The organism is Streptomyces sp. LE64 (genome assembly GCF_052606915.1).
Genome location: NZ_CP199708.1, coordinates 2,606,171 through 2,632,219 on the forward strand (window position 1 = coordinate 2,606,171; position 26,049 = coordinate 2,632,219).

A 26,049-nucleotide genomic window follows, 5' to 3' on the forward strand; every position below is an offset into this window, starting at 1 on the left:
TCTTGGTCGGGGGTCGCATCCGTCCGGTTTCACCGAGTCTCCGGGACGGTCACCCTCCGGAGAGCAACGTCACGGGGAAGCAGAGCCGGGCACATATGAAGTACGACATCGCCGCACCCGAGCCAGCGGGCATGGTGGCCTCGCTCAGCTCCCTCGGGTACTCACTCCCCGCGGCCGTCGCGGACTTGGTGGACAACAGCATCTCCGTCGAGGCGAAGAACATCGACGTGGAGTTCACCTGGGCGGGAGCCGACTCGTGGATCGCCGTCGTCGACGACGGCTGGGGCATGACCCCCGAGGAGCTCGTCACGGCCATGACCGTGGCTGCCCGCGGACCCGCGACCGCACGCACGTCCAGCGACCTGGGACGTTTCGGGGTCGGCCTCAAGTCGGCCTCGTTCTCCCAGGCCAGGCAGCTGACCGTGACCACGGCCCGGGATGGGGAATGGCACACTCGCACATGGGACCTCGATGTAGTCGAGGAATCCGGCCAGTGGCGCCTTCTTCACGGGGCCGACGACGACACCACGGCCGTGCTCGACAGGCTTCGAAGCTCGTCCGACCACGGCACCGTCGTGCTGTGGCGGCGACTCAACGGATACCGCACCGACAGCGTCAGCACGGATGACGAGCGCACTCAGAAGCAGTTCTACGCCGAGGCGACGCGCACGGAGTCGCATCTCGGTATGGTCTTCGCCCGCTTCCTCACCGGGGCCCGCCGTCGGAAACTGCAGGTTCGCGGCACCCTCGTGGAGCCCTGGGACCCGTTCATGAGCAGTCACCCCTCGGTGCAGCGTCTGCCGGAGGAGGAACTCCCCCTGAACGGCAGCCTCGTGAGGGTCGAGGCTTTCGTCCTGCCCAGCGCACAGAGGCTCACACCGGAGGAGCACGACCGGGCTGCCGGCCCCGGAGGCTGGCTCGACCAGCAGGGGTTCTACGTCTACCGCAGGAACCGGCTGATCCTCGCGGGAGACTGGCTGGGACAACGGGGCATGCGCAGGGAGGAGAAGTACAACCTGGCGCGCATAGCCGTCGACATCCCCGCCGAAACAGACGCAGAGTGGGGCGTGGACGTGAGGAAGTCGAGCGTCGTCCCGCCTGTCGGCCTCAGGCCACACCTCGACCGCATCGCACGCAAGGCGCGGTCCACAGCCGCCGACTCCCTGAGACACCGTGGCCGGGTGGCCGCACGGACGCACGGTGACCCCCTGTCGTACGCGTGGCTCGTGCGTCGCCCCGACGACAGGGTCGTCTGCAAGATCAACCGCAGCCATCCGCTGGTGGAGGCGGCCCTGCGCCCCGGAGGTGCCAGCGCCGCGGACGTGCGTGCCCTGATCCGGCTCCTAGAGGAGACGATCCCGGTCGCGGCCCTCCGAGTGATGCACGAGGCGGACAGCAGCGACGACCCCGAGCCTTTCGGCGGTCCCGGTGTCGCCGACGCCGAGGCGATCGAGGTTGCACAGCGCATCTACGAGTCACTGGTCCGCGGCGGGCGTTCGCCGGCCGCCGCGAGGGAGAGGCTCCGAACGATGTCGCCCTTCGACCTGCTCCAGGGTTTCTGGAGCAGGTGACCAGACTGTCAGGGGTCGCCCTTACTCTCCGTACGTACCGTCCGTGTCCTGCTGGAGGTCCCCGTGAGTGACGTGTCCGACGACTCGATGGCCAAGGCCAAGCGCCTAGTCCTCGGCTTCCTGCCACAGGACCGGCAGCCGGGGGCGGAGGAGGTACAGAACGCGGTCAATGCCATCTTCGGCCTGCTGGCCGCGCAGGGGGAGGAGGTCGACCGGGAGCTGCTGGTCAAGGAGATCCGGACCCTGGTCGCAGTCTTCCAGGAGCGTTCCCTCGCCCTCACGGACGCCAAGGGGCACGAGCCGTGGCTGCCCGAGGCGAAGATCGACCGAGACTGGGACTTCTGGGAGCGGTACCGCAGGTACCTTGAGGACGTAGTGAGTCTCCCGCCCTGGGTGGTGCGTCGCCTGGACCAGACCTCGGACGACGTGCTGAGCCAGCTGGAGGACCCACGACGTCCCGGTCCGTGGCGGCGCCGGGGGCTCGTGATCGGGCAGGTGCAGTCCGGCAAGACCGGCCAGTACATCGGTCTCGCCGCGAAGGCCGTGGACGCCGGATATCGCTTCGTCGTGGTTCTCGCGGGCATCCACAACGACCTCCGTAGCCAGACCCAGCTCCGGATCGACGAGGGCCTCCTGGGTTTTGACACCCAGCACCAGAGCCGCTCGGACCAGGACGGCCGGTCCCGTGCGATGGGTGTGGGCAAGATGCCGTCGCTGGTCAAGGAGTTCAAGATCGCGTCGCCGACCAACAGTGGCGAGAAGGGCGACTTCGGGCTTGCCACTGCCAAGGCGATCAACTTCCCCCTGGGCAGTTTCCCCGTCGTCCTGGTGGTCAAGAAGCACTACAAGATCCTTGAGTACGTCCGCAAGTGGGTGCTGGACGTCCACGGGACCGAGGACGAGAACGGCGAGAAGACCGTTAAGGACCTTCCGCTGTTCGTCATCGACGACGAGGCCGACAACGCCTCCATCAACACGGTGCGAGATCCCGACGCGGATCCGACCAAGACGAACGCGGAAATCCGCAAGCTCATGAGGAGCTTCGACAAGTCCGCCTACGTCGGTTACACGGCGACCCCCTTCGCCAACATCTACATCGACCCGGATGCGGAGCACTCCGAGGCGGGAGAGGACCTCTTTCCTGCCAGCTTCATCCGCAGTCTTCCCTCGCCGACCAACTACCTCGGTCCCGAGAGGGTCTTCGGGCTGCAGGTGGACGACGAGGACGAGGCCGACGTGGAGCCTCTCCCCCTCGTCCGGCACGTGAACGACGCGGACGCCTGGCTGCCAGCCAAGCACAAGGCCGGTGATGGTCCGGGGGAGACCCTTCCGGGGTCCTTGCGCGAGGCGATCCTCTCGTTTGTGCTCTCCTGCGCCGCCCGGCGGGCCCGAGGCCAGACGAAGGTGCACAACTCCATGCTGATGCACGTCACCCGCTTCACCTCGGTACAGACCCGAGTCCGAGACCAGGTCGACGACCACCTTCGACTCCTCGTGGACATGATCCGGGACCGGTACGGGAAGGCTCCCGAGCTGCGCGCCGAGCTCCGAGCCCTCTGGGAAAGGGACTTCAAACCCACCACCGACTGCTTCCCCGCGGACCAGGCCGAGCGTGTCACCTGGGAGCAGGTCTCCGAACAACTTCTGCCTGCCCTCCGGAAGATCCAGGTCAAGACCGTCAACGGAGCTTCAAAGGATGCCCTCGACTACTACGAGAACCGGAGGAACGGGCTCTCCGTGATTGCCGTCGGAGGGCAGAAGCTCTCCCGTGGTCTCACGCTCGAGGGGCTGACCGTCAGCTACTACCTGCGGACCTCGAAGACATACGACACACTGCTGCAGATGGGCCGGTGGTTCGGCTACCGTCCCCGTCACGAGGACCTGTGCCGCCTGTACACCACCCCCGTGCTCGAGGACGCCTACGTGGAGGTCACCTCCGCAACGGACGAGCTGCGCAGGGAGGTCGAGGAGATGGCCACCCGTGGCCTCACCCCAACGGAGTTCGGCCTGAAGGTCCGCTCCTCCTCCCTGGGGCTCACCGTGACCGCACCGAACAAGATGCGTCAGGGTACGAAGATCATGCTCAGCTACTCCGGTGAGGGACCGGAGACCGTGATCTTCAAACTCGCCGACAGGGCCGTCGACCACAACTTCGGGGCGCTGGAAGCCCTCGTCCGTCGCTTGGACGCGAGTGGTGACGCCGAGCAGCCCTCCACGAACGGCAACGTCAAGTGGGACGGTGTGCCAGCCGACGTCGTTGCCGAGTTCCTGACCTCGTACGAGGCCGACCGTATGGCGCAGCGCGTGCGTCCCCGGCTCATCGCCAAGTACATCGAGCAGTGCACGAAGGTCGGCGAGCTCGACAACTGGACCGTGGTCTTGGTCGGCAGCACGAAGTCGAAGGAGCCGAAGGATGTTGCGGGCCACACCGTCGGCCTCGTTACGCGCAGGGCCCTCAACCCTGAGGGTTTCCGGGCCGAGGGCAGGTACACGATCCGCCGCGTGCTCAGCCCGCCGGACGAGCTGATCGGCCTCGACGACGGTCAGAAGGAGGCAGCGGAGAAGGCTGCGGGGATCACGGCGAACGAGCAGGAGAAGAAGTCGAAGTCGAAGACCCCGGCCGGCCCGTACATCCGCCGGCAGCGCCGCACCGACCAAGGCCTGCTGCTGATCTACCCCATCGCGGTCCCGGACGCCGACAGCGCGGGCACGAAAGCGCCGCTCGTCGGTTTCCAGCTGAGCTTCCCGCACTCCGAGTACCAGTCCAAGACCGAGTACGTCGCCAACTCGGTCTGGTTCCAGGAGGACGTCTACACCCTCGCAGAGGAGGACGACGAGTGAACGTCACCGAAGACGACTGGCAGACGCTGGAGAGCCCGCAAGGCACTCCGGGGCGGTCCAGCATCAGTCTGTACACGGACTCACCCCTCGACATCCACCTTGCTGTCTCCCACCCTGGCCGTCAGCGCATGCTGGTCCTGCGCACTGACGCCCGCTCGGCCGACCCGATCGTGCGGTCGGTCAGCCGCCTGCCCAAGGCCGCCGGGATCGAGATGAACCTGAGCGCGGTGTCGCGGGTCGAGTACGAACTCCAGCTGGTCCTGACCGCCAACGATCTCAACGAGGTGTTCAACCCGCTCGTCGCCGACGTCGCCGACGTCGCAAGGGACGCCCCCGATGCCACCGGCGCCCTCTCCGCCGCGGTGCAGCGGTTCGGCAGGTGGCAGGAGCTCCTGAGCGTCGTGGGCAGGGACGGGCTGACCGTCGAGGCGCGTCGGGGGCTCTACGGGGAGCTGCTGGTGCTGGGGGACGTGCTGCTCACCCAGCTGTCCCCGGCCGAGGCCGTAGCAGCATGGACCGGCCCCACGGGGACGAACCAGGACTTCGAGATGCCCGACGTGGCCGTGGAGACGAAGGCAAGCACCGCCAAGCGCCCTCGGAGCATCCGGATCGCCAGCGAGCGTCAGCTTGACGGGACGGGCACGGCAGCGCTCCTGCTCGGTCTCGTCCAGCTCGACGAGCGTCGGGGAGGAACGGGGGAGAGCCTGAACAGACGCGTGGACCTCATACGCAGGCAGATCACCGACCCCGCCGCCCGGACCCGCTTCGACGGCCTGCTCATCCAGGCCGGGTACCTGCCCATGCAGCGGGATCTGTACGACGAGCCCCGCTACACGCTTCGTGACCTGAGGTTCTGGCATGTGCGGGGCGACTTCCCGAGGCTGGTCGAGTCCGACCTCCCTGAGGGGGTCGGCGACTGCTCCTACCGCTTGGACGTGTCGGCACTGGCCGCCTACAGGGCAGGGGCCGACGAGGTGAAAGAACTGATCGGGGGATCGGATGGCTGAGCTCGATCTCGCGGAGTTCTCCAGGAGCCTGCTGGCCGACGTCCAGGCGACGGCCGACGCCGAGGCCGCAACCACTCCCGAGACGTTCACCCGGCGTGTCTTCGAGGACTTGGAGGAGGCCGGCGTCGTTTCCAACGCCTTCACCGCCTACCACAAGGCACACGGCCTCCTCGTGCACGGTTATGGCATCGGGGAGTCTGGTGAGTGCCTGGACCTGTTCGTGACGGACTTCCACCTCGCTCCCCTGGACACCAGGCTCACCAAGGGACCGGTCGAGACGCACTTCAGGCGTCTTCTGACGTTTGCCGTGCGGTGCCGGGACGGGCTCCAGAAGGACTTCGAGCCGTTCTCCGACGTGTACGACATGTGCTCGGCCGTCGCCAAGGCACTCACCGAGGTCCAGCGGGTCAGGCTCTTCCTGCTGAGCAACAGGGTGGCCACCCACACCGAGGCCCCCGCCACGGAACTCGACGGCCTGCCGGTGACCCACGAGGTGTGGGACCTGGCACGGCTGCACCGTCACGCGACGTCGGGAGCCCTCAGCGAGCCGATCGTGGTGCCGTTCTACCCACCACTTCCTTGCGTGGCGGCTCCCAGCTCCGAGGAGGACCACTCGGTGGTCCTGGCAGTCGTTCCCGGGCAGATGCTCGCCGAGCTGTACGCGGAGTACGACACACGCCTCCTGGAGCTGAACGTCCGTTCCTTCCTCCAGACCCGGGGCGCGGTCAACAAGGGCATCAGAGAGACCTTGCTCCACGCGCCGGGCCGGTTCCTCGCCTACAACAACGGGATCACGGCGACCGCGTCGCAGGTCGACCTCGTGCGGGGGCCGGATGGCATACCCACCCACATCTCCGGGGTGCACGGCCTCCAGATCGTGAACGGGGGACAGACCACCGCCTCGCTCCACCATGCCCTCACACGGGACAAGGCCGACCTGTCCGAGGTACGGGTTCAGATGAAGCTGACCGAGGTCGCCCCGGACCGACTCGCGGAGATCGTGCCGAAGATCTCGGAGTACTCCAACACCCAGAACCGGGTGACCCAGGTCGACTTCAGCTCGAACCACGAATACCACGTGGAGATGCAACGGATCACCCGTTCCCTGTGGGCGCCCGCCACCGACGGCAGTGGTCAGGAGACCCACTGGTTCTACGAGAGGGCCCGTGGCCAGTACACGGATGCCCTGGCGAAGGCCCGGACCCCCGCTCGGCAGAAGCAGTTCAAGAGGCTCAATCCCTCGAAGCAGAAGTTCACGAAGGCAGATCTGGCCAAGTACGTCCACTCGTGGCACCGACTGCCGCACATGGTCAGCCGGGGTGCCCAGAAGAACTTCGTGGAGTTCATGCTGCATGTCGACGAGGCTCCGCCGCGTGTGGACCTCCGGTACAGCCAGCGGGTGATCGCTATGGCTGTCCTTTTCAAGGCCGTGGACCGCATCGCCGCGATCCACGGTGCCGGCAGCCACAAGAGCATGATCACCACATACACCGTGGCCCGGCTGTCCCTGGCGACCGACCGTCGGATCGACCTCGACCAGATCTGGCGGGAGCAGGCCCTCTCGCCGGTCCTGACGGCCGCGGTCCACGACCTCTGCCCCAGGGTCATGAGGGCAGTGACCACGCCGCTGGCGGGGAGCCACGTCGGTGAGTGGGCCAAGAAGGTCGCCTGCTGGGACGCCGTGTCGCAGGTGCCCTGGACCGTCCCTCCCGCACTCTCGCACGAGCTGCGTGACAAGCCGCTGGACGAGGACGCTCTCGCGGGCGGCACCGGCGACGAGACGGGTGCGAGCGACGAGGCCGCGCTGGTTCCTGCCGACGAGTGGTACGCGATCGAGGACTGGGCCAAGGAGACTAGGGTCCTCGAACCGTGGCAGCGGCAGCTGGCTCACTTCGTGGGCAAACGCCTCGAGCTCGGCGAGGACGTTCCCGAGGCACAGGCCGTTCAGGCGCTACACACGCGCAAGGAGGCCCTGGGGCTGGGGTTCACCCCAGCTCTGTAGGAAGGGGAGGGAACACCCGCGACCAGGCTCATGCGCCGGTCGCGGGTTCACCGCAGCAGAGGGTCAGGGATGCCCCTTCTCGATCAGGTCCTTGATCGAGTCCTCCGCTCGCCTCAGCACGATGCGGCCGTCACCGTTACTGAAGGCGACGAGCTCGGCGCCCGGTGGGATGCCGGCCTCCGCCAGCAACCCGAGCGGCAACTCGACACGGCCGTGGTCGTCGACGCTGATTTCGACTGATTCCCGGAGCATGGGCAAAGTGTGGCACCCTCCGAAGCGGGGCCTGTCGACGGGCTTACAAAGGTAATGATCATGGACGTGGGCGGCGGGGCGGGACGGCGGTGGGTCTCCACCGCCGCGAGCGAGCACCTACACGGGCGCCGGGCGCGGAACACAAGGCCGGAGATCCTTCTGCGGAAGGCCGTCCACCGGACGGGCCTCAGGTTCCGTCTCCAGCAACGGGTGGCCCCCAGGTGCACGGCCGACTTCGTGCTGCCCCGCCACCACGTCGCCGTGTTCGTCGACGGCTGCTTCTGGCACGACTGCCCGGAGCACGGTCCCAAGGGGTTCCGCGGCCCGAACGCCTCTCTTTGGCGGGACAAGATCAACGCCAACAAGGACCGGGACCGGCGGAACACGGAGCAGGCCACGGCCGCCGGCTGGACCGTGGTCAGGGTCTGGGAGTGCGAGATCCGTCGGGACGCGGAGGCCGCTGCGAGACGGGTGGCGGAGGCCACCGGCAGGGGCACAGTAGCTCCGCGTCAGACCTCGACTACTTCTGTGAGGCGGCCAGCGTCAGAAGGTCGTCCGGACGGGCCTTCCGGTCGGGGCAGTACGCGAGGAACGGGCAGTCGGAGCAGACGGGCCCGTCCTCCCGGCACAGATCGGAACCGATGAGCCGGATCGCCCCCATCCGCAGTGGGGCGTCCTTACCCGCACCCACGAGCTTCACCAGGTTGACGCGTCCCTCGCTGAGCCGGTTCGGATGGTTCGTGTCGAGGCCGTTCATCCTGGCCGCAACCCGCAGTGTCCCCTGCCCGACGAGCATGAGGTCCTCACCGATCAGCAGAAGGTAGAGGGCCTTCTCGCCTGGCTTCATGCCCAGCTTCCCTGGGATGTCGAGCCGCTTTTCCCAGCGCCAGGCATAGGGCTTGTCCACGAGTGGGGCCAGACGGTCGAGGCGGGACCGCGCCGGTGCCGTGGGTGCTATCTCCAACAGCCTGTCGAGCAGCTTCGCGGTCAGCCTCTTCGCCCGCCGGACGATGCCCATCAGTTCGGCCATCTCGGCTGGTCTGATCTTCGCCCCGGACAGTATGGCGACCACCGCGGCATGGAGCGAGACCTGCTCCACGTCTGGTTCGTCGGGGAGCTGATACCAGTCGGCGCCGTCCCGGCGCTGCTTCGCCCACTCCGTGAGCGCGCCCCGGACCTCACGCCAGTGGGGCTGAAGGCCCTCCCGATCGCCGGAAGCGTCGTCGGCCGGCTTGAGAGCCTCGGCGGCCGCCTCGCCCAACAAGGGGGGGACGGCGTTGCCGATCTGCCGGAACGCATCGCTGCGAGTGCCTGAGAACCGGAACCTGTCAGGGAACGTCTGGACGCGTGCTGCCTCACGCACGGTGAGCGTGCGCAGCTGCTCCGGGTGGATGTACCAGTAGCCGTCCTTGGCGATGTGAGCGGTGATCGTGCGGCTCAGCTGCTGCCAGTCCAGCTTCTTGTACTTGTCCGTGTACTTGTCGGTGGCGTAGCGCTGATACGTCTTCTCTTCATCGGTCTTCAGCAGCTCGCCCAGGTCCGAGTATTTGGTCCTGGACCCCATGAGCTCGAAGATCCGGTGGTCGTCCTTCCGGACCCTGCGGGTCATGTGGTCCCACACGCGCCCCCGGGGAGCGCCCGCGCGCATCATCTCCGCGAACGGCGACAGGTTGCGCGGCTTGCGATAGGACATCTCCCGCTCGCCGACCCGCGCGGTGGGCACGACCTCCAGTTCGGGAAGATCACCGATGGCGTCATGCAGGGTGGTGGGCTGGACGTCGGGGTCCCGCCAGTTGAACTCGGCCACGTCCCTCCGGGCCAGAAGGATCAGTCGCTTCCGGTGCTGCGGAACGCCGTAGTTCCACGCGTCGACGAGGCGTACCTGCGTCGCGTACCCGAGCTCCTCCAGCTTCTCCTCGATCGTCCGGATCACGAAAAAGTCGTCGTGCAGGCCCATGTCGGGCACGTTCTCCATGAGGACCACTCGGGGCCGGACCCGCGTGACGATGTCCAGGTAGGCGCTCCAGAGCTCCTTCCGCCGGTCCTCCGGATCACGCCCGTGGTTCTTGACCAAGTCGCGGATCTTGTTGCGCCCGGCCCGACTGAAGGGCTGGCACGGAGGGCCACCGGCAACGAGGTCGATGTTCGCCGAAGCGAGGATCTCCACGAGCCGGTCACGCTCGGCGGGGTCACCGAGATCCATGTGCAGACTGAGACCCGGGAAGTTCGCCCGGTGCGTCTCCAGCGCACGCTCGTCAAAGTCCACCGCTGCCGCAGTGGTCCAGCCCGCCCGCTCCACTCCGGCGCTGAGCCCCCCGGCACCGGAGAAGAGATCGACGGCGAGCCGCTTGCCCTTGCCGAAGCCTTCCAGCCACTCCTGGAACGTCTCTGGGGTGCAGCTGTCGGGGTGTGGGGCCAGCTTGAGGTAGTCACTGCGTTCAAGAGGTACGCCGTAGCCGCTCCCCTTCACAGCACAACCCTCCATACGCACGACATGAACGAGCACCAGGAGATCACAGACCTACTGGTGGAAGCAAGGATTCTGGCACTCCGGGCACCGGGATCAGCGGAGGTGCCGACAGCTCCCCAGCTCGACTTTCGCACCCCCCGCGACCTGCGGGCTCGAACCGGTGTTCCACGTGCCGAGATGATCGATCATAGTCGAGCCCAGCGTCTGATTCAGCGCAGTTGGCGGGAGTGATTGGTCACTCGTCCGACTAACGAAGCCAGGACACAGAAGGCACGTTCGAGTTACCGCGGGATCGCCAAACACTAGCGCCCAACAGGCTCCTTCAGCCACATGAGTCACGCGTGAACCAGCTGTCAAAATCCAGCCAGTTCACCATGAACCGGTGGCATGGCGGCCCTGGCAGCGCGACAAGCGGGGGCGCGGGTGGACTTCGAGAACGCCAGGTCTTATCACGAAATTCAGTCGCTCATCGGTTCACGCCACCGAATTGAGCGACCGACGCCAACGAGGTCAGTGGCTACCCCGCGCCGACATAGCTGGGCTCTCATCACCCCAATGTCCTGATTACTGCGTCGATCAGAACTCCTGCACGCAGGTCATCGCGCCCACTGACGATGTGGTTCATCACGTAGCCGAAGGCAATTCCGTGATCTGGGTCAGCGAAGGCCAAGGAGCCTCCCCGGCCGTTGTGACCGAAGGCGCTTGGCCAACTCATGGGGTTGTCCTGGGTAAACAGCTGGTACCCAGAGGCGAACCGGCTCGGCGCCACCAGCACCTGGTCCATCCCGGCCGCCTGCTCCTTGGCCGCCGCCGCGACGGTCTCCGGGCTGAGCAGGCGCACGCCGTCCACCTCGCCGATCAACGCCGCGTACATCCGAGCCAGGGCGCGCGCCGTACCGATGCCATTCGAGGCCGGCAATTCCGCGGCCTGCACCTCGGGTGAGTCGAAGTCGATCGCTGCCGGGTCCGTGACCGCGTACGCCCTGTTGCTGAAGGAATTCGGGTCGCGCCAGGCAGCCACCTGCTCGCGTAGTTCTTCGGGGACCGAGTCATCGGGCAAGGTGGTGAGGTCGACGTTCGGCTTTCTGTACGCCATGCGGCTCACGCGGTGGCGTTCGTTCGCCGGCAGGCCGATGAAGAAGTCCAGGCCGAGGGGAGCCGCGATCTCGTCGGCGAAGAAGCGGCCGGGAGTGCGGCCGGACACGCGGCGGATCACCTCGCCGACCAGCCAGCCCCAGGTTCGGCCGTGGTAGCCGTGCGCGGTGCCAGGGGTCCACACGGGGCGCTGCCTGGCCAGTGCGGCCGTCATCGGGTGCCAGGACAGCGCCTCGGCCAGTGGGACCGGGCGGTCCAACGTGACGAGGCCGGCCTGGTGGGACAGCAGCCAGCGCACCGGGATGTCTGCCTTGCCGTTCGCGGCGAACTCCGGCCAGTACTCGGCCACCGGCGCGTCCAGGTCCAGGAGGCCGCGCTGGGCCAGCATGTGCGCGGCGGTCGCGGTCGCCCCCTTGGTGGCCGAGTAGACGAGCTGGAGGGTGTCCCGCTCCCACGGGCGACCGGTGTCTCGGTCGGCGATACCGCCCCATAGGTCCACCACCGGTCGGCCGTCCTGGTACACGCAGACCGCCGCGCCAAAGTCTCCGTGCTGGGCGAAGTTTTCCGCGAACGCCTCGCGTACGGGCTCGAACCCGGCCGCGACGTCACCGCCGATCGTCGTCATGCCGCCCATCGTGGCACTCCACTCGCCCGTTTCCCGAAGCCGGGTTGCCTCCTGCGCCCGAGCGCGGGCATCCGGTTCAAGACGCGACGGGCAGGGCCTGGAGGCGGTCGCGGAACTCGCGGACTGCTGGGACGGCCTTGTGCGGTTCGAGTTGCTCGGCGAACTCCTTCAGGCGATCCAGTGCCCGTACAGAGCTGACCTTGTCTTCGAGGAGCGAGGCTCCGTAGTCCGCGGCGTCGAGGGCCCCGTCCAGGTCGTGGCCGACCAGTCGGGCTTCGGCGAGGCGGCTGGACCGGACGGCCCTGTCCCGGGGTGTCGCTTTGTGAACGGAGATCTCCAACAGGCTCGTTGCCTCCTCCACTTGGCCTGCACGGAGCAGCACTTTGCCCTCGGTGGACTTGAGTTGGGCCTCGCCGAACCAGTCGAGCCAGTCGGGATCTTCGCCCTCCGTGTGTCGGTCCCAGTAGGAGACGGCGCGATTCAGTGCCGTGCCGGCGCGCTGGTGGTCGCCGTCGCGGGAGAGCGCTTCGGCCTTGTGCAGGTGGAGGAAGGACTGGGTGTAGGGCGACAGGGTGCGAGGGGCGTTGTCGATGGCGGTGGAGATGAGGTCGACACGTTCAGCGGTCCGGCCGGCTTCGGAAACGTGGACGCCCATCTCCGCTAGCCTCGATCTTTCGTGACGGTCCGTCGGTTTCTTCGGCGGGCCGTTTCGGTTGTTCGGGCCGGTGGTGGGCACGCTGATGGCCTGGCTGTCGCGTCGGGTGGGCGCCGGGTTCCACTGCTCCGGTCGGGGTGGTGCTGTCGCAGGGACGGGAACGTGCTGGTCAACCGGGGTTCGGGAGGGCTTCGAGCCGTGCCAGGGCGTCGGTGATCACGTCGGTCCAGGGCCAGTGGCGGGCGAACCTCAGGTGCCGGCGACGGGCGGTGGTGACGAGTTGGGCGGCGGCGGAGAAGAGGCGGATCCGGAGACGACGGGGCTCCCACCTGCGGGTCTCGCCAGTCAGGGCGAGCATGGGCATCCATGCGAGGAGGTCGAGGGCGATCTGGACGATCTCCAGCCAGACCTGGTTCTGTGCGGTGTCGTGCAGGGGCAGGTTGCGTAGGCCGGTGGCTCGGGCGGCTCGGATGCGATCCTCGGCCCGTGCCCGCTGGCGGTGACGGAGCTCCAGTGCCGCGATCGGTATGACGGTGGTGTTGGTGGCGAAGCAGGTCAGCCGCAGTCCGTCGGCGTCGGTGATACGCAACTGGGCGCCGGGGTGCGGGCGTTCCTTGCGGACGATCAGCCGCATACCCTTCGGCCAGCCCTTGAGGCAGTCTCCGGTGATCTCAGCAACCCAGGCCCCGTCCCGGATCTCGCCGCCGGGATCGATCGCTGCCGTCCAGGCCGTGGCGGGGACCTTGAGGGCGGCCTGGTGAATCTGCTCGGTGATGGTCATGCCGACCGAGTACGACAACCATCGGCCGCGCCGGGCGAGCCAGGCGACGAACTCGTGGGTGCCGCCGCCGGAGTCGGCACGGATCAGCGTCTGCCGGCCTCGCCGGTAGCCCTTCGGTAGCTGGGCCAGGGCGAGTTGGGCCGCGGTGATGTGGTCGGTGGCGGTGTTGCTGCCTGCGTTTCCGGGCCGCAGCACAGCGGCCACCGGCTCGCCGGACCCGCCGGTGCCGTGGTCGACGAATCCCATCAGCGGGTGGTGTCCGAAGGTCTTCTTCCAGGTGGGGGCCGCGTCCTGCTTGTCGGAGTGGGAGATCACCAGGACGCCGTCCAGGTCAACGGTCACCTTCCCGCGGGCGTCCGGCGCCGCGTCGCCGGCCAGTTGCCAGACGTGTTCGCGGACGTGAGCTCGCGCCTGGCGGATCGCGGTCAGCGCACGGTTCCCACCGGCGGCGAGAGTGTCGATGAGCCGGGAGACCGTCGGATCTGAGGCCACCGGCCCGAACACGCCGGGCTCGGCCCGCAGCATGGCGACATCGGCGAGGCAGTCGCCGCCGAGCGCTACTGCAAGCGCGAGATCCAGCACCGTCTTGCCCGGATCGTGCACCGCGCGGGACTTCCGCCAGGGCGCCAGTGCCGTCGATATCGCCTGATCCAGACCGCACTTGCGGACCGTTTCCACCAGCAGCACGGCCCCGGTCTGCGAGACCACCCCGCGACCGCCGCCCCCAGCGCGGATACGCGGGTACGACCCGATACGCTTCTTCACCTGGAAAGTGCCTCCGACAGGGGCGGGAACAAGGGCCTAGACAATCCTCATTCTCGCTGGTCAGAGGCACTTTCTGCTGTCCTGATCACCTGCTGGACAGCCCACTTCGTGAAAGCGCGAGGCTAGGACGAAGGCGCCGAAGGCGTCGTCGCCGGCGGTGCGGGCGCTGCGCAAGGCGCCTACGTAGTACTGCTGTCCCGCGGACCGGAGCCCGGCGTCGTAGGCCATCCAGCCGGTCAGATGCGACACCTGTGCCGCCAGCCCGTAGAGGCGAAGGCAGATCTCGTCCGTGTACCGGCCCGCGCTCAGGAGGCCGGTGATCAGGGCGAAGTCACCGCGTGACTGTTCCAGGAGACGGGCACCGCCGAGCTGGTCGTCGAGCGTGCGGAGGGTGGTGATGCGCTGCTCGATCGTCGAGACCATCGTGTCGGTGACGCGATCGCCGTTGAGCGCCGAGGCGAAGGCGGACGGCGCCTCGGCCCGGCTCGCCGCCAGCCCTGTGAGGGCGGCACCGGTGATGGTGAGGAACCCCCGGCGGTCCAGGCGGCCACTACCCACCAGGTCGTCGAGCGCTTCGACGGTGCCGGCCTCGTTCCATGGAGCGGTGAGCCCGGTCACCTCCCATACGGGCAGCCAGCGCGGCCACTGCTCGGCCTGTAGCTGCTCGCTCGGGACCCGCAGCAGGTCTGCGAGGACGCGCTGCGCGTCTGCGTCGGGCTCTTGGCCCTGCTCCCATTTCCATACGGTGGTGCGGTTGGTCGCGAGCGGGATTCCGAGCGACTTTCCGTGGGCTTGCATGAGGCGGGCGAACTCCGCCTTGCCCCAGCCGCGGGACTGGCGGACGAAGGTCAGCGGGTGGACGGCTAACGGCTCACCGGGCACGTCATCACTCCCGTTCATCGCTCGCGGCGTTGCTCCGAGGCTACTGGTCCTGTACGCGCAGGGAAGGGCGTCCCCAAGAGGAACCCCCTGGAAACGTTCCGGGCTTGCAGTTCAGGACGTTGACTTGGTGTCAGCCGTCGGGGGCAGTGCGCAAGGCGCCGCTGCTCGGGCGGTTTCCCAGATCGGCGGCTCCATGTCTGCGCCCCCTATCGGGCATGGAGCCGCTCTCCAGTCCTTCGGAGGCGTTCACCATGCCCACCCTCGTCACTCGATTCGTTCTCTCGGGTATCAAGGAGGAGGTCTCTCCTGCCCGGCGCATGGTCGTGGACAAGGTTCGGGCGTGGGGCGTCCGCCTGGATGGCGAGACGACGGACGCGATCCGCCTTTTTTTGGTCTCCGAGCTGGTCACCAACGCCGTGCTCCATGGGGTGGGCCCCGTCACCGTGGAGTTGTGCCATCAGCCGGGCAGCCTGGTCATCGGCGTATTCGACAGCAGCGAGGCGATGCCGGAGGTCGATCATCCGGCCTTGGGTGCTGAAGGCGGGCGCGGACTCGGGTTGGTCGGCTTCTTAGCGGTCCGCTCAGGGTGAGAGCCCGTAGAGCACGGCAAGCGAGTCTGGGCGGAGGTGGCTCTCCCCAAGGCAGCTCCTGCCGTCCGCGCCGCTGTTCTGCGCCGGTTCTTCCTGGCCAGGCCGGGGCCTCGTGCCCGATCCGGGTCCGAGGCGCCCAGCTCGGCGACGGCCTGATGGGCCGCCACGCGGGAGGGCGGGTTCGTCTGCCGGATTCCGTGCATGCCCAACGCATCTGCCAGAGATTTAATGACCGACGGCCTGTCTAGCTCCAGCCGGATATGTTCGGCCTTGCTCAGCCAGCCGACCGTACGGCCGACGAGTCCAGCCAGGACTTCTTGCGACATACCGCGCCGCTGGCGATCTCAGGCGAATCGCCCGACGGGCACAGGTTGGTCACCGAGCTTGGCCTTGCTGCCGCACAAGATCCTCAAGTTGATCCAACCGCTCGGTGAGACGGCGCACGTCCCGATGCATCTCCGACAGATACTCAGTGATCTGCTCGAACTCGGCGCTTCGCTTCGGCGAGGCACCCTCACCGGGCAGTGCGACAAAGCTGCCTTTGCCCTGGTGAGAACTCGCGTAGCCGTCCTCACGGAGCCGAGAGATCGCCTGCCGGGCCACAGTACGCGACACGCTGTGCTCGGTCATCAGCTTCGCCTCTGAGGGCAACCTGTCGCCCGGTTCGAGTTCCCCGTTTCGGATCTTGCGCTTGAACTCGTCGGCGATCTGCAAGTACGCGGCCCGCCCGGCGGTGAAGTCGGCCATAGCCCCTCTCAGTGGTTGTCATACATAGTCCAGCACATCCCGCGCAAGGGAGTCGAGACCGACCACTTGACACAACAAGTAGTACGAGTTCATGCTCCCTCCAGAGATGGCGTACTAAGTACGTCAAGTAGTCGCATCTAGGAGCGCACTCATGCGTCAGATCCCTGTCGACACCTCCGCCGCCACCGTGACGGTCGCCCAGCCTCCCCAGAAGAAGATCCACGACCGCCGCTCCGGCGAGATCGCCATCGACGCAGAGACCGGCGCCGACCTGATGACCGTGGACGTAATGTTCGCGCTCAACGGTGCGGTCGAGATCCTAACCGTGACCGTCCCCGAGTCGGGCATTACTGGTGAACTGACGATGGGCACGCCCCTCGCGCTGACCGGTCTGACCGCCCGGCCGTGGGAGAACGAGTTCAACGGCCAGAAGCGGCACGGCATCGCCTTCCGCGCGGTCGCCGTTACCTCGCTGACCGTCGGCGCCTCGCGGCCAAAGGCGGCCTGATTACGATCTGGTTAACGGTCGCTCTGGTGCTGGTCGTCGCCACTGCGGGTCTCCTGCGCTGGCGGCTCCCCACCTGGCACTGGCTCACCTTCGGTGTCACCCTGACGAGTCTTCGGGTTCTATTCCGCTACGTATCTGTCATGGATGCCTGCGGGCTGACGGTCCCGCCCTCGTGCTGGCATCTCACACTGGCTCGGGCCACAAACCGACCGGTTCCTGGTCCCCGCGCCCGGCGCATCCTGCGTCTGCGACTGACCGGGCTGGTGCTGCGGCTCAAGCTCCGCTCTGGTCAAAACGCGTTCGACGTAGCGGCCTCGTGTGACCGGCTGCGGCACTCGTTCACCATGTACGGCGTAACCTGGCGAGAACTGCGCTCGGGCGTCGTGGAAGTGCAGGTGACCGGCTACGACGTGCTCAAGCGGGTGCAGGTGCCGACCAAGGGTGCGCTGCAGCCGGACTGTCGCCGTTCAAGCTCGCGTACTTGCCAGCCTGCACGGTGGCCATGACCAGGTGCCCCAGCGACTCGATGCGGACGCGCACGAGCCGGTCGTCCACCCGGACGGGCCTCACAGCGTGGGGTGGGGCGGCACACGGCGCCCGCTCGGCGGTCGCCTTCATGATGATGTCGACCACGGCCCCCAGCGGGAACAAGTGGACGGCTTCCCCCTCGTCCAACCCGACCCGCTTCGCCATGGCACCGACATTGATGCTGATACTCAGGTTCCGGTGGTCGTGACTCGGGCACTGACTGACGCCCTGCTGGGCTGTCCTCAAGTTGTTCTGTCCGGCTGCCGGAACCTGTTCTCATGGCTCCGGCCGGGCGGAACATGACCTGATAGGAGCTTGGTCAGAAGCCCCCTCAATGTCCTGTCTGTGCCATCCGGCCGGCGCCCACCTTCGGCTGGAAGGCAGCATCAGCATGACATCAGCGGTCGCGGACGACACCATGGACCAGGACGTGCTCGGCGGCGTCGACTCCCACGCCGACACCATCCACGTCGCGGTCATCAGCGACAACGGCGGCCACCTCGCGGACGCCGAGTTCGCCACCACCGCCGCCGGATACGCCGCGGCCCTGGCCTTCCTTGCCGCCCACGGCCACGCGAGGGCGATCGGCGTGGAAGGCACCGCCTCCTACGGCGCCGGCTTCACCCGCGCCGCCCGCGCGGCGGGCCTCGACGTCGTCGAGGTCAACCGACCCGACCGGGCCGAACGCCGCCGCATCGGCAAGTCCGACCCCATCGACGCCTACGCCGCCGCCCGCGCCGCCTTGTCCGGACGGGCCTCCAGCGCGCCGAAGGACGACACCGTCGCCGGCATACGCGCCCTGCACAACGCCGCCCGCTCAGCCGTCAAGGCCCGCACCGCCGCCCTCAACCAGATCACCCACATCCTCGTCACCGCACCCGAAAGCATCCGCGCCAGGTTCGGGCAGCTCAAGGGAGTCGATCGGACCGACGCCCTGGCCCGGCTGAGACCGGCCGGGGACGCAGTCCACACAGCGGTCCTCACCGCACTGAAGAGCCTCGCCCGGCGCGTCAAGGAACTCACGGCCGAGCATCAGGCCCTGACCCGGGCCCTCGACGGCGAGGTCACCACCAACAACCCCGGGCTGCAGGCCGCCCACGGCGTCGGCCCCGACACCGCCGCCCAGCTGCTGATCACCGCCGGAGGCAACCCCGAACGCCTGCGGACCGAGGCGGCCTTCGCCGCTCTCTGCGGAACCGCCCCCGTCCCCGCCTCCAGCGGCCGCACGAACCGGCACCGCCTCTCACGAGGCGGCGACCGGGCGGCCAACGCCGCCCTCTACCGCATCGCCCTGGTCCGTATGTCCAGCGACCCCCGCACCCGCGACTACGTGGCACGGAAGACTGCCAGCGGCCGAACCAAGAAGGAGATCATCCGGCTGCTGAAACGGGCCATCGCCCGGGAGATGTTCCGCTGCCCGACCACCACCGTCACCATCCCAGACATCGCCGACCTGCGACCCCTGCGGCAGTCGAAGAACATCACCCTCACCGCAGCGGCCCGCCACTTCGGAGTCTGGCCCGCCACCATCTCCACCCTCGAACGCGGAATCCGCCGAAACGACGACCTCGCCAACACCTACCGCGACTGGCTCACCGCCGCTTGACAGCCAATAGGAGCATCAAGGCCCGCGACGACCCCACGTACGGCAGCGGTCTCCACCTCGACTCCGCAGGTCAACAGACGCCACTCGCCTGCGCGACCAGCGCCTTGAATGGGACGGTCTCCTGGGGATCTGCCACGACCCCAGATTACGAGGGGATCTTGGAGTGGTCCCACAAAACGATCTGAATCCCGCCAGAGCCCTGTCCAGGCCGCTCGGCCACGATCCGGCGGACTTCCGCGCGCAACCCTCCGCACACCGGCTGCGCAAATGCGCTCCCCTTGGACCGGGCAGCCCGATCCGGGGCAGTCGCTCTCGCCGCGAAGAGGGCCCAGAACACGAGAAAAGCCAGGTCAGACGGGGTCTGACCTGGCTTTTGACTGAGCCGCCTTCGGGATTCGAACCCGAGACCTACGCATTACGAGTGCGTTGCTCTGGCCATCTGAGCTAAGGCGGCTGGTGTGTGCACCCAGCATGGGGTGCGCGACGGGGGCAAGTCTACACAGTTTCGGGAGGGGCTCCGACCACCGTCCGGGGCGGGCGGTAGGGGGCTAGGAGCAGCGCTTGCCGGCCTCGGGCGGGGTGCCGGTGAGCAGGTAGTGGTTGACCGCCCGGTCGATGCAGGCGGAGCCGCGGCCGTAGGCGGTGTGGCCGTCGCCGTCGTAGGTCAGGAGGGTGCCGGAGTCGAGTTGGTCGGCGAGGGAGCGGGCCCAGCGGTAGGGGGTGGCCGGGTCACGGGTGGTGCCGATGACGAGGATCGGGGCGGCGCCCCGGGCCTCGATGCGGTGGGGGGCGCCGGTCGCGGGGACGGGCCAGTGGGCGCAGTTCAGCGAGGACCAGGCCAGGCCGCGGCCGAAGACGGGGGAGGCGCGTTCGAAGGCGGGCAGGGCCTCGACGACCTCCTCCGGGGAGGTGAAGGCGGCGGGGAGGTCGAGGCAGTTGACCGCGGCGTTGGCGAACATGAGGTTGCCGTAGTCGCCGTCGGGGGCGCGCTCGTAGTAGGCGTCCGCGAGGGCGAGCAGTGCGCTGCCGTCGTGCTCGGTCATCGCGGCGGTCAGCGCGGTGCGCAGCCGGGGCCAGGCGCCCTCGTCGTACATGGCCGCGATCACCGCCGTCGTGGCCAGGGCCTCGCCGAGGTCGCGGTCCTGGTCGGAGGTGGTGAGGGGGGTGCGGTCGAGTTGCCGGAAGAAGTCCTGGAGCCGGGGGCCGACCTGTTGCGGCTCGTGGCCCAGGGGGCAGGCGGAGCGGGCGGTGCAGTCGCGGGCGAAGGCGGCGAAGGCGGTCTCGAAGCCGGCCGTCTGGTCCTCGTTGACGCGTTGCGAGGGGAGGGACGGGTCGAGCGCGCCGTCCAGCACCAGTCGGCCCGCGCGGCGGGGGAAGAGCCCGGCGTACGTGGCGCCGAGGAAGGTGCCGTACGAGGCGCCCACGTAGGTGAGCTTCCGGTCGCCGAGGGCGGCCCGCAGGAGGTCCATGTCGCGGGCTGCCTCCACCGTCGAGACGTGCGGGAGCACCCGGGCGGAGCGGTCCTGGCAGCCCTGGCCGAACTCGCGGAGCGCGGTGACGAGGGCCTGGCGTTCCCGCTGGTCGTCGGGGGTCACGTCGACCTGCACATGCGCGTCCATGCGGGCCCCGTCGAGGCAGCGGACGGGTTCGCTGCCGGCCACGCCGCGGGGGTCGACGGCCACCATGTCGTAGCGCGCCCGGACCTCGTCGGGGTAGCCCTCGCCCGCGTGGGCCTTGAGGTAGCCGACCGCCGAGCCGCCGGGGCCGCCCGGGTTGACCAGCAGGGAGCCCAGGCGCCCGCCGGGGCCGGTGGCCTCCTTGCGGGCCACCGCGAGCTTGATCTCACCGGCGCCGGGGCGGGCGTAGTCCAGGGGGGCGAGCAGGGTGGCGCACTGGAAGCCGGCGGGGGCGCAGTCGCGCCAGTCGAGTTCCTGGTCGTAGTACGCGGTCAGGGTGCCGGGGGCACCGGCCGGGCGGGCGTCCGTGAGGGACGCCTCGGTGCCGGAGCCGTGCACCGCGCAGCCGGGGAGCAGCAGGGCCAGCGCGGCGAGCACGGGCAGCAGGGTGCCCGCCGCGCGGCGGCCGCGGGGGCGCCGGCCGCGGACGGGCGGACGTCCGGGGGACGGGCGGCGGGGCGGGGAACCGCAGGCCCGCCCGACGGGGGACGGGGGTCGGTTCCCGACGGGGTGGCTCGGACCGCTGCGGAGGGTGGCGCGCATCCATCGACATTACTGTGCGCCACCGTGTGGTCACTCGAAGATCCCGGGGTGATCGGCTCGTACGAGTGAAAGTCGAGGTACGGGCCCGTGGTGCGGAACCTTGCCGGGCGGGCGTGGTGGGCGGGGCGACGTCAACCACACGGCGTCAACCACGGAACGTCAACCACGGGGCGTCAGCGGGCGGCGGCAAGGGGGCCGTGGGTGCTCAGCCGGCCCGCAGGGCCATCGTCATCGCCTCGACGGCGAGCAGGGGGGCGACGTTGCGGTCCAGGGCGTCCCGGCAGGCGGCGATGGCGTCGATCCGGCGGAGCGTGGACTCCGGGCCGCTCTCCCGGGCCAGCCGTTCCAGGGTGTCCTCCGCCCCGGCGTTGGCGAGGGCGAGTCGGGTGCCGAGTTGGAGGGCGAGCACATCGCGGTAGAAGCCGGTGAGTTCGGTGAGGGCGAGGTCGAGGCTGTCCCGCTGGGTGCGGGTCCGGCGGCGCTTCTGCCGGTCCTCCAGTTCCTTCATCACGCCCGCCGTGCCGCGGGGCATCCGGCCGCCCTGGGCCGCGCCGAGGGCCGCCTTCAGCTCCTCGGTCTCCTTGGCGTCGAGTTCCTCGGACATCTCCTTGGCGTCCTCGGCCGCCGCGTCGATCAACTCCTGGGCGGCGCGCAGGCAGCCGCCGACGTCCGCCACCCGCAGCGGCAGCTTCAGGACGGCGGCCCGCCGTTCGCGGGCGCGCGGGTCGGTGGCGAGGCGGCGGGCGCGGCCGATGTGGCCCTGGGTGGCCCGGGCTGCGGTCCGGGCGGCGTCCGGTTCGATGCCGTCGCGGCGCACCAGGACGTCGGCGACGGCGTCCACCGAGGGGGTGCGCAGGGTGAGGTGGCGGCAGCGGGAGCGGATGGTCGGGAGCACGTCCTCCAGGGAGGGTGCGCACAGCAGCCAGACCGTGCGGGGCGCGGGCTCCTCCACGGCCTTCAGCAGGACGTTCGCGGCGCCTTCGGTGAGCCGGTCGGCGTCCTCCAGGACGATCACCTGCCAGCGTCCGACCGCCGGGGAGAGCTGGGCGCGGCGGACCAGGTCGCGGGTCTCCTTCACGCCGATCGACAGCAGGTCGGTGCGGACCACCTCGACGTCGGCGTGGGTGCCGATCAGGCTGGTGTGGCAGCCGTCGCAGAAGCCGCAGCCGGGGGCGCCGCCGAGCGCGCGGTCCGGGCTGACGCACTGGAGGGCGGCGGCGAAGGCCCGGGCGGCGGTGGCCCGGCCGGAGCCGGGGGGGCCGGTGAACAGCCAGGCGTGGGTCATCCGGGAGCCCTCGGGGGCGGCCGGTTCGGTGCCCTCCCCCGTCCGGGCCGCGGTGACGAGCGCGTCGGCGTCCCGGGCGGCGGCGGCGAGTTGCTCGCTCACCCGTTCCTGGCCCACCAAGTCGTCCCATACGGTCATGGGCTGCCGCCTTACCTTCGTTCCGTCCGTGCGCCGCGGACCGCGGCGCACGCGCGGCCGGGCCGTCCCGCCGTCCATTCTGGACGACGCCACCGACAGTCCGGACCGGGGCGCGGGTCAGCGGCGACGCTTCGGCCCGCCCCAGCCGTCCCGGGGGTCGGAGTCGTCGTGGTGCGGACCGAGGAGTTCGTCCGCGAGGCTGGGCAGGTCGTCCAGCGGGGTCTCCTCCGCCCAGTCGGACGGGGGACGCCGGGGCACGCCCCGTTCGTCGAGCTGGGGCAGTTCCGCGGTGCGGTCGTTGGGCCCGAGCACTCCGCTGCGCGGGCGGCGGGAGCCGCCGGCGGCGGGCTCGTCGCGGAAGTAGCCGGGCGGCACCCGGTCGGTCGGGGCGTCGGCGGCGCGGTCCCCGGGCACCTGGGGCAGCACTGCGGTCTCGTCCTCCGGCCCGGTGGGGCGGAAGCGGGGCAGGGTGGCCGTGTCGTCCTCGGCTCCGGCGGGGGTGCGGCGGGGCGGGTCGGCGACGACCGGGGTCTGCACGGTCTCGTCGTCCGGGAGGCTGATCGACCGGGCGCCCTTGGTCGGTTGCGTGCGGTTCGGTGCCGCTTCCTTCTTCTTCAGGTCGGCCTTGGAGCGGTTCCGGGCCGCTTCGGCCAACGCCTCGGCCTCGGCTTCCGCCTTGGCCTTGGCCGCGGCGCGGGCCCGGGCGGCCTTCGCCTGCCGGTCCTCCTCCACCCGGCGCGCCTCTTCGGCCTCGCGGGCCTCTTCCGCCCGGCGGGCCTCCTCGGCCTGCCTGGCCTCTTCGGCCTTGCGGGCCTCCTCGGCGCGGCGCGCCGCCTCCGCGGCCTCCGCAGCCCGCCGGGCCTCCTCGGCCTTCAACAGGGCTTCCTCGGCCTTGCGCTGGCGTTCCCGGCGGCGTGCCTCGGCCTCGGCCTTGAGGCGGGCCTCCTCCTCGGCCTCGCGCTTCAGCCGCTCCTCCTCCGCCTTGCGGGCGGCCTCCTCCGCCAGGCGCTTGCGCTCGGCCTCCTCCGCGGCCCGGCGGGCCTCCTCCTCGCGGCGGCGGGCCTCCTCGGCCCGCCGGCGGGCCTCCTCGGCCTGGCGTTCGGCCTCGCGGCGCTGGGCCTCCTCCAGCTCGCGCCGCTTGCGCTCCTCCTCCTCGGCGCGCAGCTTGGCGAGTTGTTCCTGGCGCTCGCGTTCCAGCCGCTCCTCCTCGGCCTTGCGGGCGGCCTCCTCTTCGAGGCGCTTGCGCTCGGCCTCCTCGGCGGCCCGGCGGGCCTCCTCCTGCGCCTTGACCTCGGCTTCGGAGAGCGGCAGCAGGACGTCGAGGCGGTTGCGGACGACGGTGGTGACGGCCTCGGGCTCCTGGCCGGCGTCGACGACCAGGTAGCGGCCAGGCGCGGCGGCGGCGAGGGTGAGGAAGCCGGAGCGGACCCGCTCGTGGAACTCGATGGGTTCCGACTCCAGCCGGTCGGGGGCTTCGGTGAACCGTTCGCGGGCGGCCCGCGGGTCGACGTCGAGGAGGACCGTGAGGTGCGGGACCAGTCCGTCGGTGGCCCAGCGGGAGATCCGGGCGACCTCGGTCGGCGACAGGTCGCGGCCCGCGCCCTGGTAGGCGACGGAGGAGTCGATGTACCGGTCGGAGATCACCACGGCGCCGCGGGACAGGGCGGGGCGGACCACGGTGTCGACGTGTTCGGCGCGGTCGGCCGCGTACAGCAGGGCCTCGGCGCGGTGCGAGAGGCCGGCGTCGGAGACGTCCAGCAGGATCGAGCGCAGCCGCTTGCCGACCGGGGTGGCGCCCGGTTCGCGGGTGACGACGACCTCGTGGCCCTTGCCGCGGATCCACTCGGCGAGCGCCTCGGCCTGGGTGGACTTGCCGGCGCCGTCGCCGCCCTCCAGGGCGATGAAGAAGCCGGTGTCCGCCGGGGCCTGGGCCGGGTCGGAGCCGCGCAGCGCGTCCCGCAGGTCCTGGCGGAGCGGGACGCCGGAGCGGTCGTCGGCGCGGGCGAGGACGAGGGCGGCGACGGGCAGCAGCAGCGCGCCGACCAGCATCAGCGTGAAGGCGGCGCCGCCGTGGTCGAAGACGAACTTGCCGTTGGCTAGGCGGTGCGGCCCGATCAGCCCGGCGAGCACCGGGGCGAGCACCGCGCCCAGGGCGGTGAACACGCGCACCACGGCGTGCAGGTGCTCGGTGGTGCGGGCGCGGCGGTACTCCTCGGTCTCCAGGTCGAGGAGGGCGTGCCCGGTGTGCGCGGCGACGCCCGCGCCGGTGCCGGCGAGGGTCAGGATCAGCAGGACCGTGGTGACGTCCGGGACGAGTCCGGCCGCGAGCAGGGCGATGCCGGTGGTGGCGATGGCCAGGGCGAAGAGCCGGCGCCGGGAGAGCAGGGGCAGCACGGCGGGGCCGAGGCGGATGCCGAGGACGGTGCCGCCGGTCAGGGCGAGCACCTGGAGCCCGTAGAGGACGGGCCCCCCGCCGAGGTCGGCGGCGAGCAGGGCGGCGACCGCGACGGCGACGGAGATCGCGGCGGCGACCGCGGCGCAGGCGAGGACAAGCAGGGTGAGGGCGCCGGTGCGGCCCTTGTCGGGGCCGGTGCCGGTGCGCGGGGGCCGCAGGCCCTCCAGCGGGGAGCGGGCCCGGGGGGTCGGCGTCGCGGGCAGGGCGAGGAACCACAGGACGGACAGCGAGGCCGCGAAGAGCCCGGCGGCGGCGTAGCCGGCGAGGGCCGCCTGGTGGGCGCCGAACCAGTCGATGCCGGTGCCGAGCAGGTTGCCGAGCAGGGTGACTGCGACGAGCAGAGCGGCGGCCAGCGGGAGGGAGACGAAGCCGGTGCGCAGGAACAGCGCGCGCAGCGTTCCCAGGTGGTCGGGGAGCGGGCGGACCGCCGCCCCCTCGGCCGGGGGCGCGGGCAGCAGTGCGGGGGCGGCGCTCTCCCGGCAGACCGTCCAGAAGCGTTCGGCGACGCCGAGGACGAAAGCGGTGACCAGCAGCAGCGTCAGGGCGCTGCCGGGGGTCCAGTCCAGCCACAGCGGGGCCAGGATCAGCAGGACCGCGCGCAGGCCGTCGGCGGTGATCATGGTCCAGCGGCGGTCGAGGTAGCCGCCGGGCGAGGTGAGCGAGGTGAGCGGGCCGAGCAGGACCGCACCGGTCAGCAGGGTGGCGAGGGCGCGGGCGCCGAGGACGGCGGCGACGGCGAGTGCGGCGCCCCGGTACTCCCCGCCGAAGGCGGCTTCGGAGACGGCCGCCCGCAGCGTCAGCAGCACCAGGACCAGCAGGGCGAGGGCGTCCGCGACCCCGGAGACGAGTTGGGCCCCCCAGAGGCGTTTGAGCGGGCCGTTGCGCAGCAGGCCGCGGATCGCACGCTCTCGGGAATCGGCGACCAGGGCGGTGTCGGGGGCCGGTTTCCCGGCCGTTGGCTGCTCGGCTCGCGTCATCCTGACAGCCTATCCGCCCGTGCGGACACCGGACGGCGCACCGGCGCGGA

The 26,049-nt window shown here is 69.9% G+C and carries 14 protein-coding genes, 1 tRNA gene and 6 pseudogenes; 9 read left to right on the top strand and 12 right to left on the bottom strand.

The genetic code is table 11. The features are described 5' to 3' along the window. The first annotated feature begins 95 nt into the window (after positions 1–95). The 4 genes from ACSMX9_RS11660 to ACSMX9_RS11675 all read left to right on the top strand — a co-directional run bounded on the left by ACSMX9_RS11660 (position 96) and on the right by ACSMX9_RS11675 (position 7,421). Positions 96–1,571: an ATP-binding protein gene (locus ACSMX9_RS11660; RefSeq protein WP_445402173.1), complete on the top strand. Its 1,476-nt coding sequence runs from the start codon at positions 96–98 to the stop codon at positions 1,569–1,571. Positions 1,572–1,634: 63 nt separating this feature from the next. Further along, entirely contained in the window at positions 1,635–4,412 is a 2,778-nt protein-coding gene (locus tag ACSMX9_RS11665; protein ID WP_445402175.1) for a Z1 domain-containing protein, read from the top strand. Beyond that, positions 4,409–5,419 (top strand): PD-(D/E)XK motif protein, encoded by a 1,011-nt coding sequence (locus ACSMX9_RS11670; protein ID WP_445402177.1) that lies wholly within the window; start codon positions 4,409–4,411, stop codon positions 5,417–5,419. The genes ACSMX9_RS11665 and ACSMX9_RS11670 overlap by 4 nt, the downstream gene beginning before the upstream one ends. Further along, a complete protein-coding gene (locus tag ACSMX9_RS11675) occupies positions 5,412–7,421 on the top strand; it encodes an AIPR family protein (RefSeq protein WP_445402179.1) in 2,010 nt (669 codons plus the stop codon). The genes ACSMX9_RS11670 and ACSMX9_RS11675 overlap by 8 nt, the downstream gene beginning before the upstream one ends. 63 nt (positions 7,422–7,484) lie before the next feature. Here ACSMX9_RS11675 and ACSMX9_RS11680 read toward each other — a convergent pair whose 3' ends face one another. Beyond that, complete coding sequence (locus ACSMX9_RS11680; RefSeq protein ID WP_445402180.1) at positions 7,485–7,673, bottom strand: hypothetical protein; 189 nt, start codon at positions 7,671–7,673, stop codon at positions 7,485–7,487. Positions 7,674–7,733: 60 nt separating this feature from the next. On the opposite strand from ACSMX9_RS11680, the pseudogene ACSMX9_RS11685 reads away from it, so the two are divergent. Then, positions 7,734–8,099: pseudogene (locus ACSMX9_RS11685) on the top strand (very short patch repair endonuclease); the annotation flags it as partial. A gap of 94 nt (positions 8,100–8,193) precedes the next feature. Here ACSMX9_RS11685 and ACSMX9_RS11690 read toward each other — a convergent pair. From ACSMX9_RS11690 to ACSMX9_RS11710, 5 genes and pseudogenes are all read right to left on the bottom strand, one after another. Then, the gene (locus ACSMX9_RS11690; protein WP_445402182.1) at positions 8,194–10,179 is read right to left on the bottom strand and encodes a DNA cytosine methyltransferase; all 1,986 of its coding nucleotides are present in this window, start codon (positions 10,177–10,179) and stop codon (positions 8,194–8,196) included. Between the two features lie 511 nt (positions 10,180–10,690). Beyond that, a complete protein-coding gene (locus ACSMX9_RS11695; protein ID WP_445402184.1) occupies positions 10,691–11,863 on the bottom strand; it encodes a serine hydrolase domain-containing protein in 1,173 nt (390 codons plus the stop codon). A 76-nt stretch (positions 11,864–11,939) separates the two neighbouring features. Further along, a pseudogene (locus ACSMX9_RS11700) lies at positions 11,940–12,527 on the bottom strand (transcriptional regulator); the annotation flags it as partial. A 160-nt stretch (positions 12,528–12,687) separates the two neighbouring features. After that, positions 12,688–14,064, bottom strand: a complete 1,377-nt coding sequence (locus tag ACSMX9_RS11705) for an IS1380 family transposase (RefSeq protein WP_445402186.1) — start codon at positions 14,062–14,064, stop codon at positions 12,688–12,690. Positions 14,065–14,184: 120 nt separating this feature from the next. Continuing rightward, positions 14,185–14,964: pseudogene (locus ACSMX9_RS11710) on the bottom strand (transcriptional regulator); the annotation flags it as partial. Between the two features lie 233 nt (positions 14,965–15,197). On the opposite strand from ACSMX9_RS11710, the gene ACSMX9_RS11715 reads away from it, so the two are divergent. Next, complete coding sequence (locus ACSMX9_RS11715; RefSeq protein WP_445402188.1) at positions 15,198–15,536, top strand: ATP-binding protein; 339 nt, start codon at positions 15,198–15,200, stop codon at positions 15,534–15,536. On the opposite strand, the pseudogene ACSMX9_RS11720 reads toward ACSMX9_RS11715, so the two are convergent. Further along, positions 15,464–15,865, bottom strand: a pseudogene (locus ACSMX9_RS11720) (helix-turn-helix domain-containing protein); the annotation flags it as partial. The gene ACSMX9_RS11715 and the pseudogene ACSMX9_RS11720 sit on opposite strands and share 73 nt — an antisense overlap. Positions 15,866–15,911: 46 nt before the next feature. Then, entirely contained in the window at positions 15,912–16,283 is a 372-nt protein-coding gene (locus ACSMX9_RS11725) for a winged helix-turn-helix domain-containing protein (protein ID WP_445402190.1), read from the bottom strand. A gap of 151 nt (positions 16,284–16,434) precedes the next feature. Here ACSMX9_RS11725 and ACSMX9_RS11730 point away from each other — a divergent pair, with 151 nt between their 5' ends. The 3 genes and pseudogenes from ACSMX9_RS11730 to ACSMX9_RS11740 form a co-directional block, all read left to right on the top strand. After that, positions 16,435–16,791, top strand: coding sequence for an SCO3933 family regulatory protein (locus ACSMX9_RS11730; RefSeq protein WP_445402192.1), 357 nt, complete (start codon positions 16,435–16,437; stop codon positions 16,789–16,791). A gap of 5 nt (positions 16,792–16,796) precedes the next feature. Next, positions 16,797–17,246 (top strand): annotated as a pseudogene (locus tag ACSMX9_RS11735) (plasmid transfer protein); the annotation flags it as partial. A gap of 464 nt (positions 17,247–17,710) precedes the next feature. Next, positions 17,711–18,730 (top strand): annotated as a pseudogene (locus ACSMX9_RS11740) (IS110 family transposase); the annotation flags it as partial. Between the two features lie 575 nt (positions 18,731–19,305). Here the strand turns inward: ACSMX9_RS11740 and ACSMX9_RS11745 are convergent. The 4 genes from ACSMX9_RS11745 to tmk form a co-directional block, all read right to left on the bottom strand. Further along, positions 19,306–19,379: transfer RNA gene (locus ACSMX9_RS11745), tRNA-Thr, on the bottom strand. Between the two features lie 94 nt (positions 19,380–19,473). Then, on the bottom strand, positions 19,474–21,144 hold the full coding sequence (locus ACSMX9_RS11750; RefSeq protein ID WP_445402194.1) for an alpha/beta hydrolase: 1,671 nt from the start codon (positions 21,142–21,144) through the stop codon (positions 19,474–19,476). A 205-nt stretch (positions 21,145–21,349) separates the two neighbouring features. Further along, the gene (locus ACSMX9_RS11755; protein WP_445402196.1) at positions 21,350–22,567 is read right to left on the bottom strand and encodes a DNA polymerase III subunit delta'; all 1,218 of its coding nucleotides are present in this window, start codon (positions 22,565–22,567) and stop codon (positions 21,350–21,352) included. A gap of 117 nt (positions 22,568–22,684) precedes the next feature. Beyond that, the gene (gene tmk, locus ACSMX9_RS11760) at positions 22,685–25,999 is read right to left on the bottom strand and encodes a dTMP kinase (protein WP_445402198.1); all 3,315 of its coding nucleotides are present in this window, start codon (positions 25,997–25,999) and stop codon (positions 22,685–22,687) included. Positions 26,000–26,049: the final 50 nt, after the last annotated feature.

Coding starts and splice junctions, on each gene's coding strand:
- ACSMX9_RS11755 (WP_445402196.1), bottom strand. CDS start 22,567: ATGACCGTATGGGACGACTTGGTGGGCCAGGAACGGGTGAGCGAGCAA.
- ACSMX9_RS11695 (WP_445402184.1), bottom strand. CDS start 11,863: ATGACGACGATCGGCGGTGACGTCGCGGCCGGGTTCGAGCCCGTACGC.
- ACSMX9_RS11715 (WP_445402188.1), top strand. CDS start 15,198: ATGCCCACCCTCGTCACTCGATTCGTTCTCTCGGGTATCAAGGAGGAG.
- ACSMX9_RS11660 (WP_445402173.1), top strand. CDS start 96: ATGAAGTACGACATCGCCGCACCCGAGCCAGCGGGCATGGTGGCCTCG.
- ACSMX9_RS11730 (WP_445402192.1), top strand. CDS start 16,435: ATGCGTCAGATCCCTGTCGACACCTCCGCCGCCACCGTGACGGTCGCC.
- ACSMX9_RS11750 (WP_445402194.1), bottom strand. CDS start 21,144: ATGCGCGCCACCCTCCGCAGCGGTCCGAGCCACCCCGTCGGGAACCGA.
- ACSMX9_RS11680 (WP_445402180.1), bottom strand. CDS start 7,673: ATGCTCCGGGAATCAGTCGAAATCAGCGTCGACGACCACGGCCGTGTC.
- ACSMX9_RS11675 (WP_445402179.1), top strand. CDS start 5,412: ATGGCTGAGCTCGATCTCGCGGAGTTCTCCAGGAGCCTGCTGGCCGAC.
- tmk (WP_445402198.1), bottom strand. CDS start 25,999: ATGACGCGAGCCGAGCAGCCAACGGCCGGGAAACCGGCCCCCGACACC.
- ACSMX9_RS11725 (WP_445402190.1), bottom strand. CDS start 16,283: ATGGCCGACTTCACCGCCGGGCGGGCCGCGTACTTGCAGATCGCCGAC.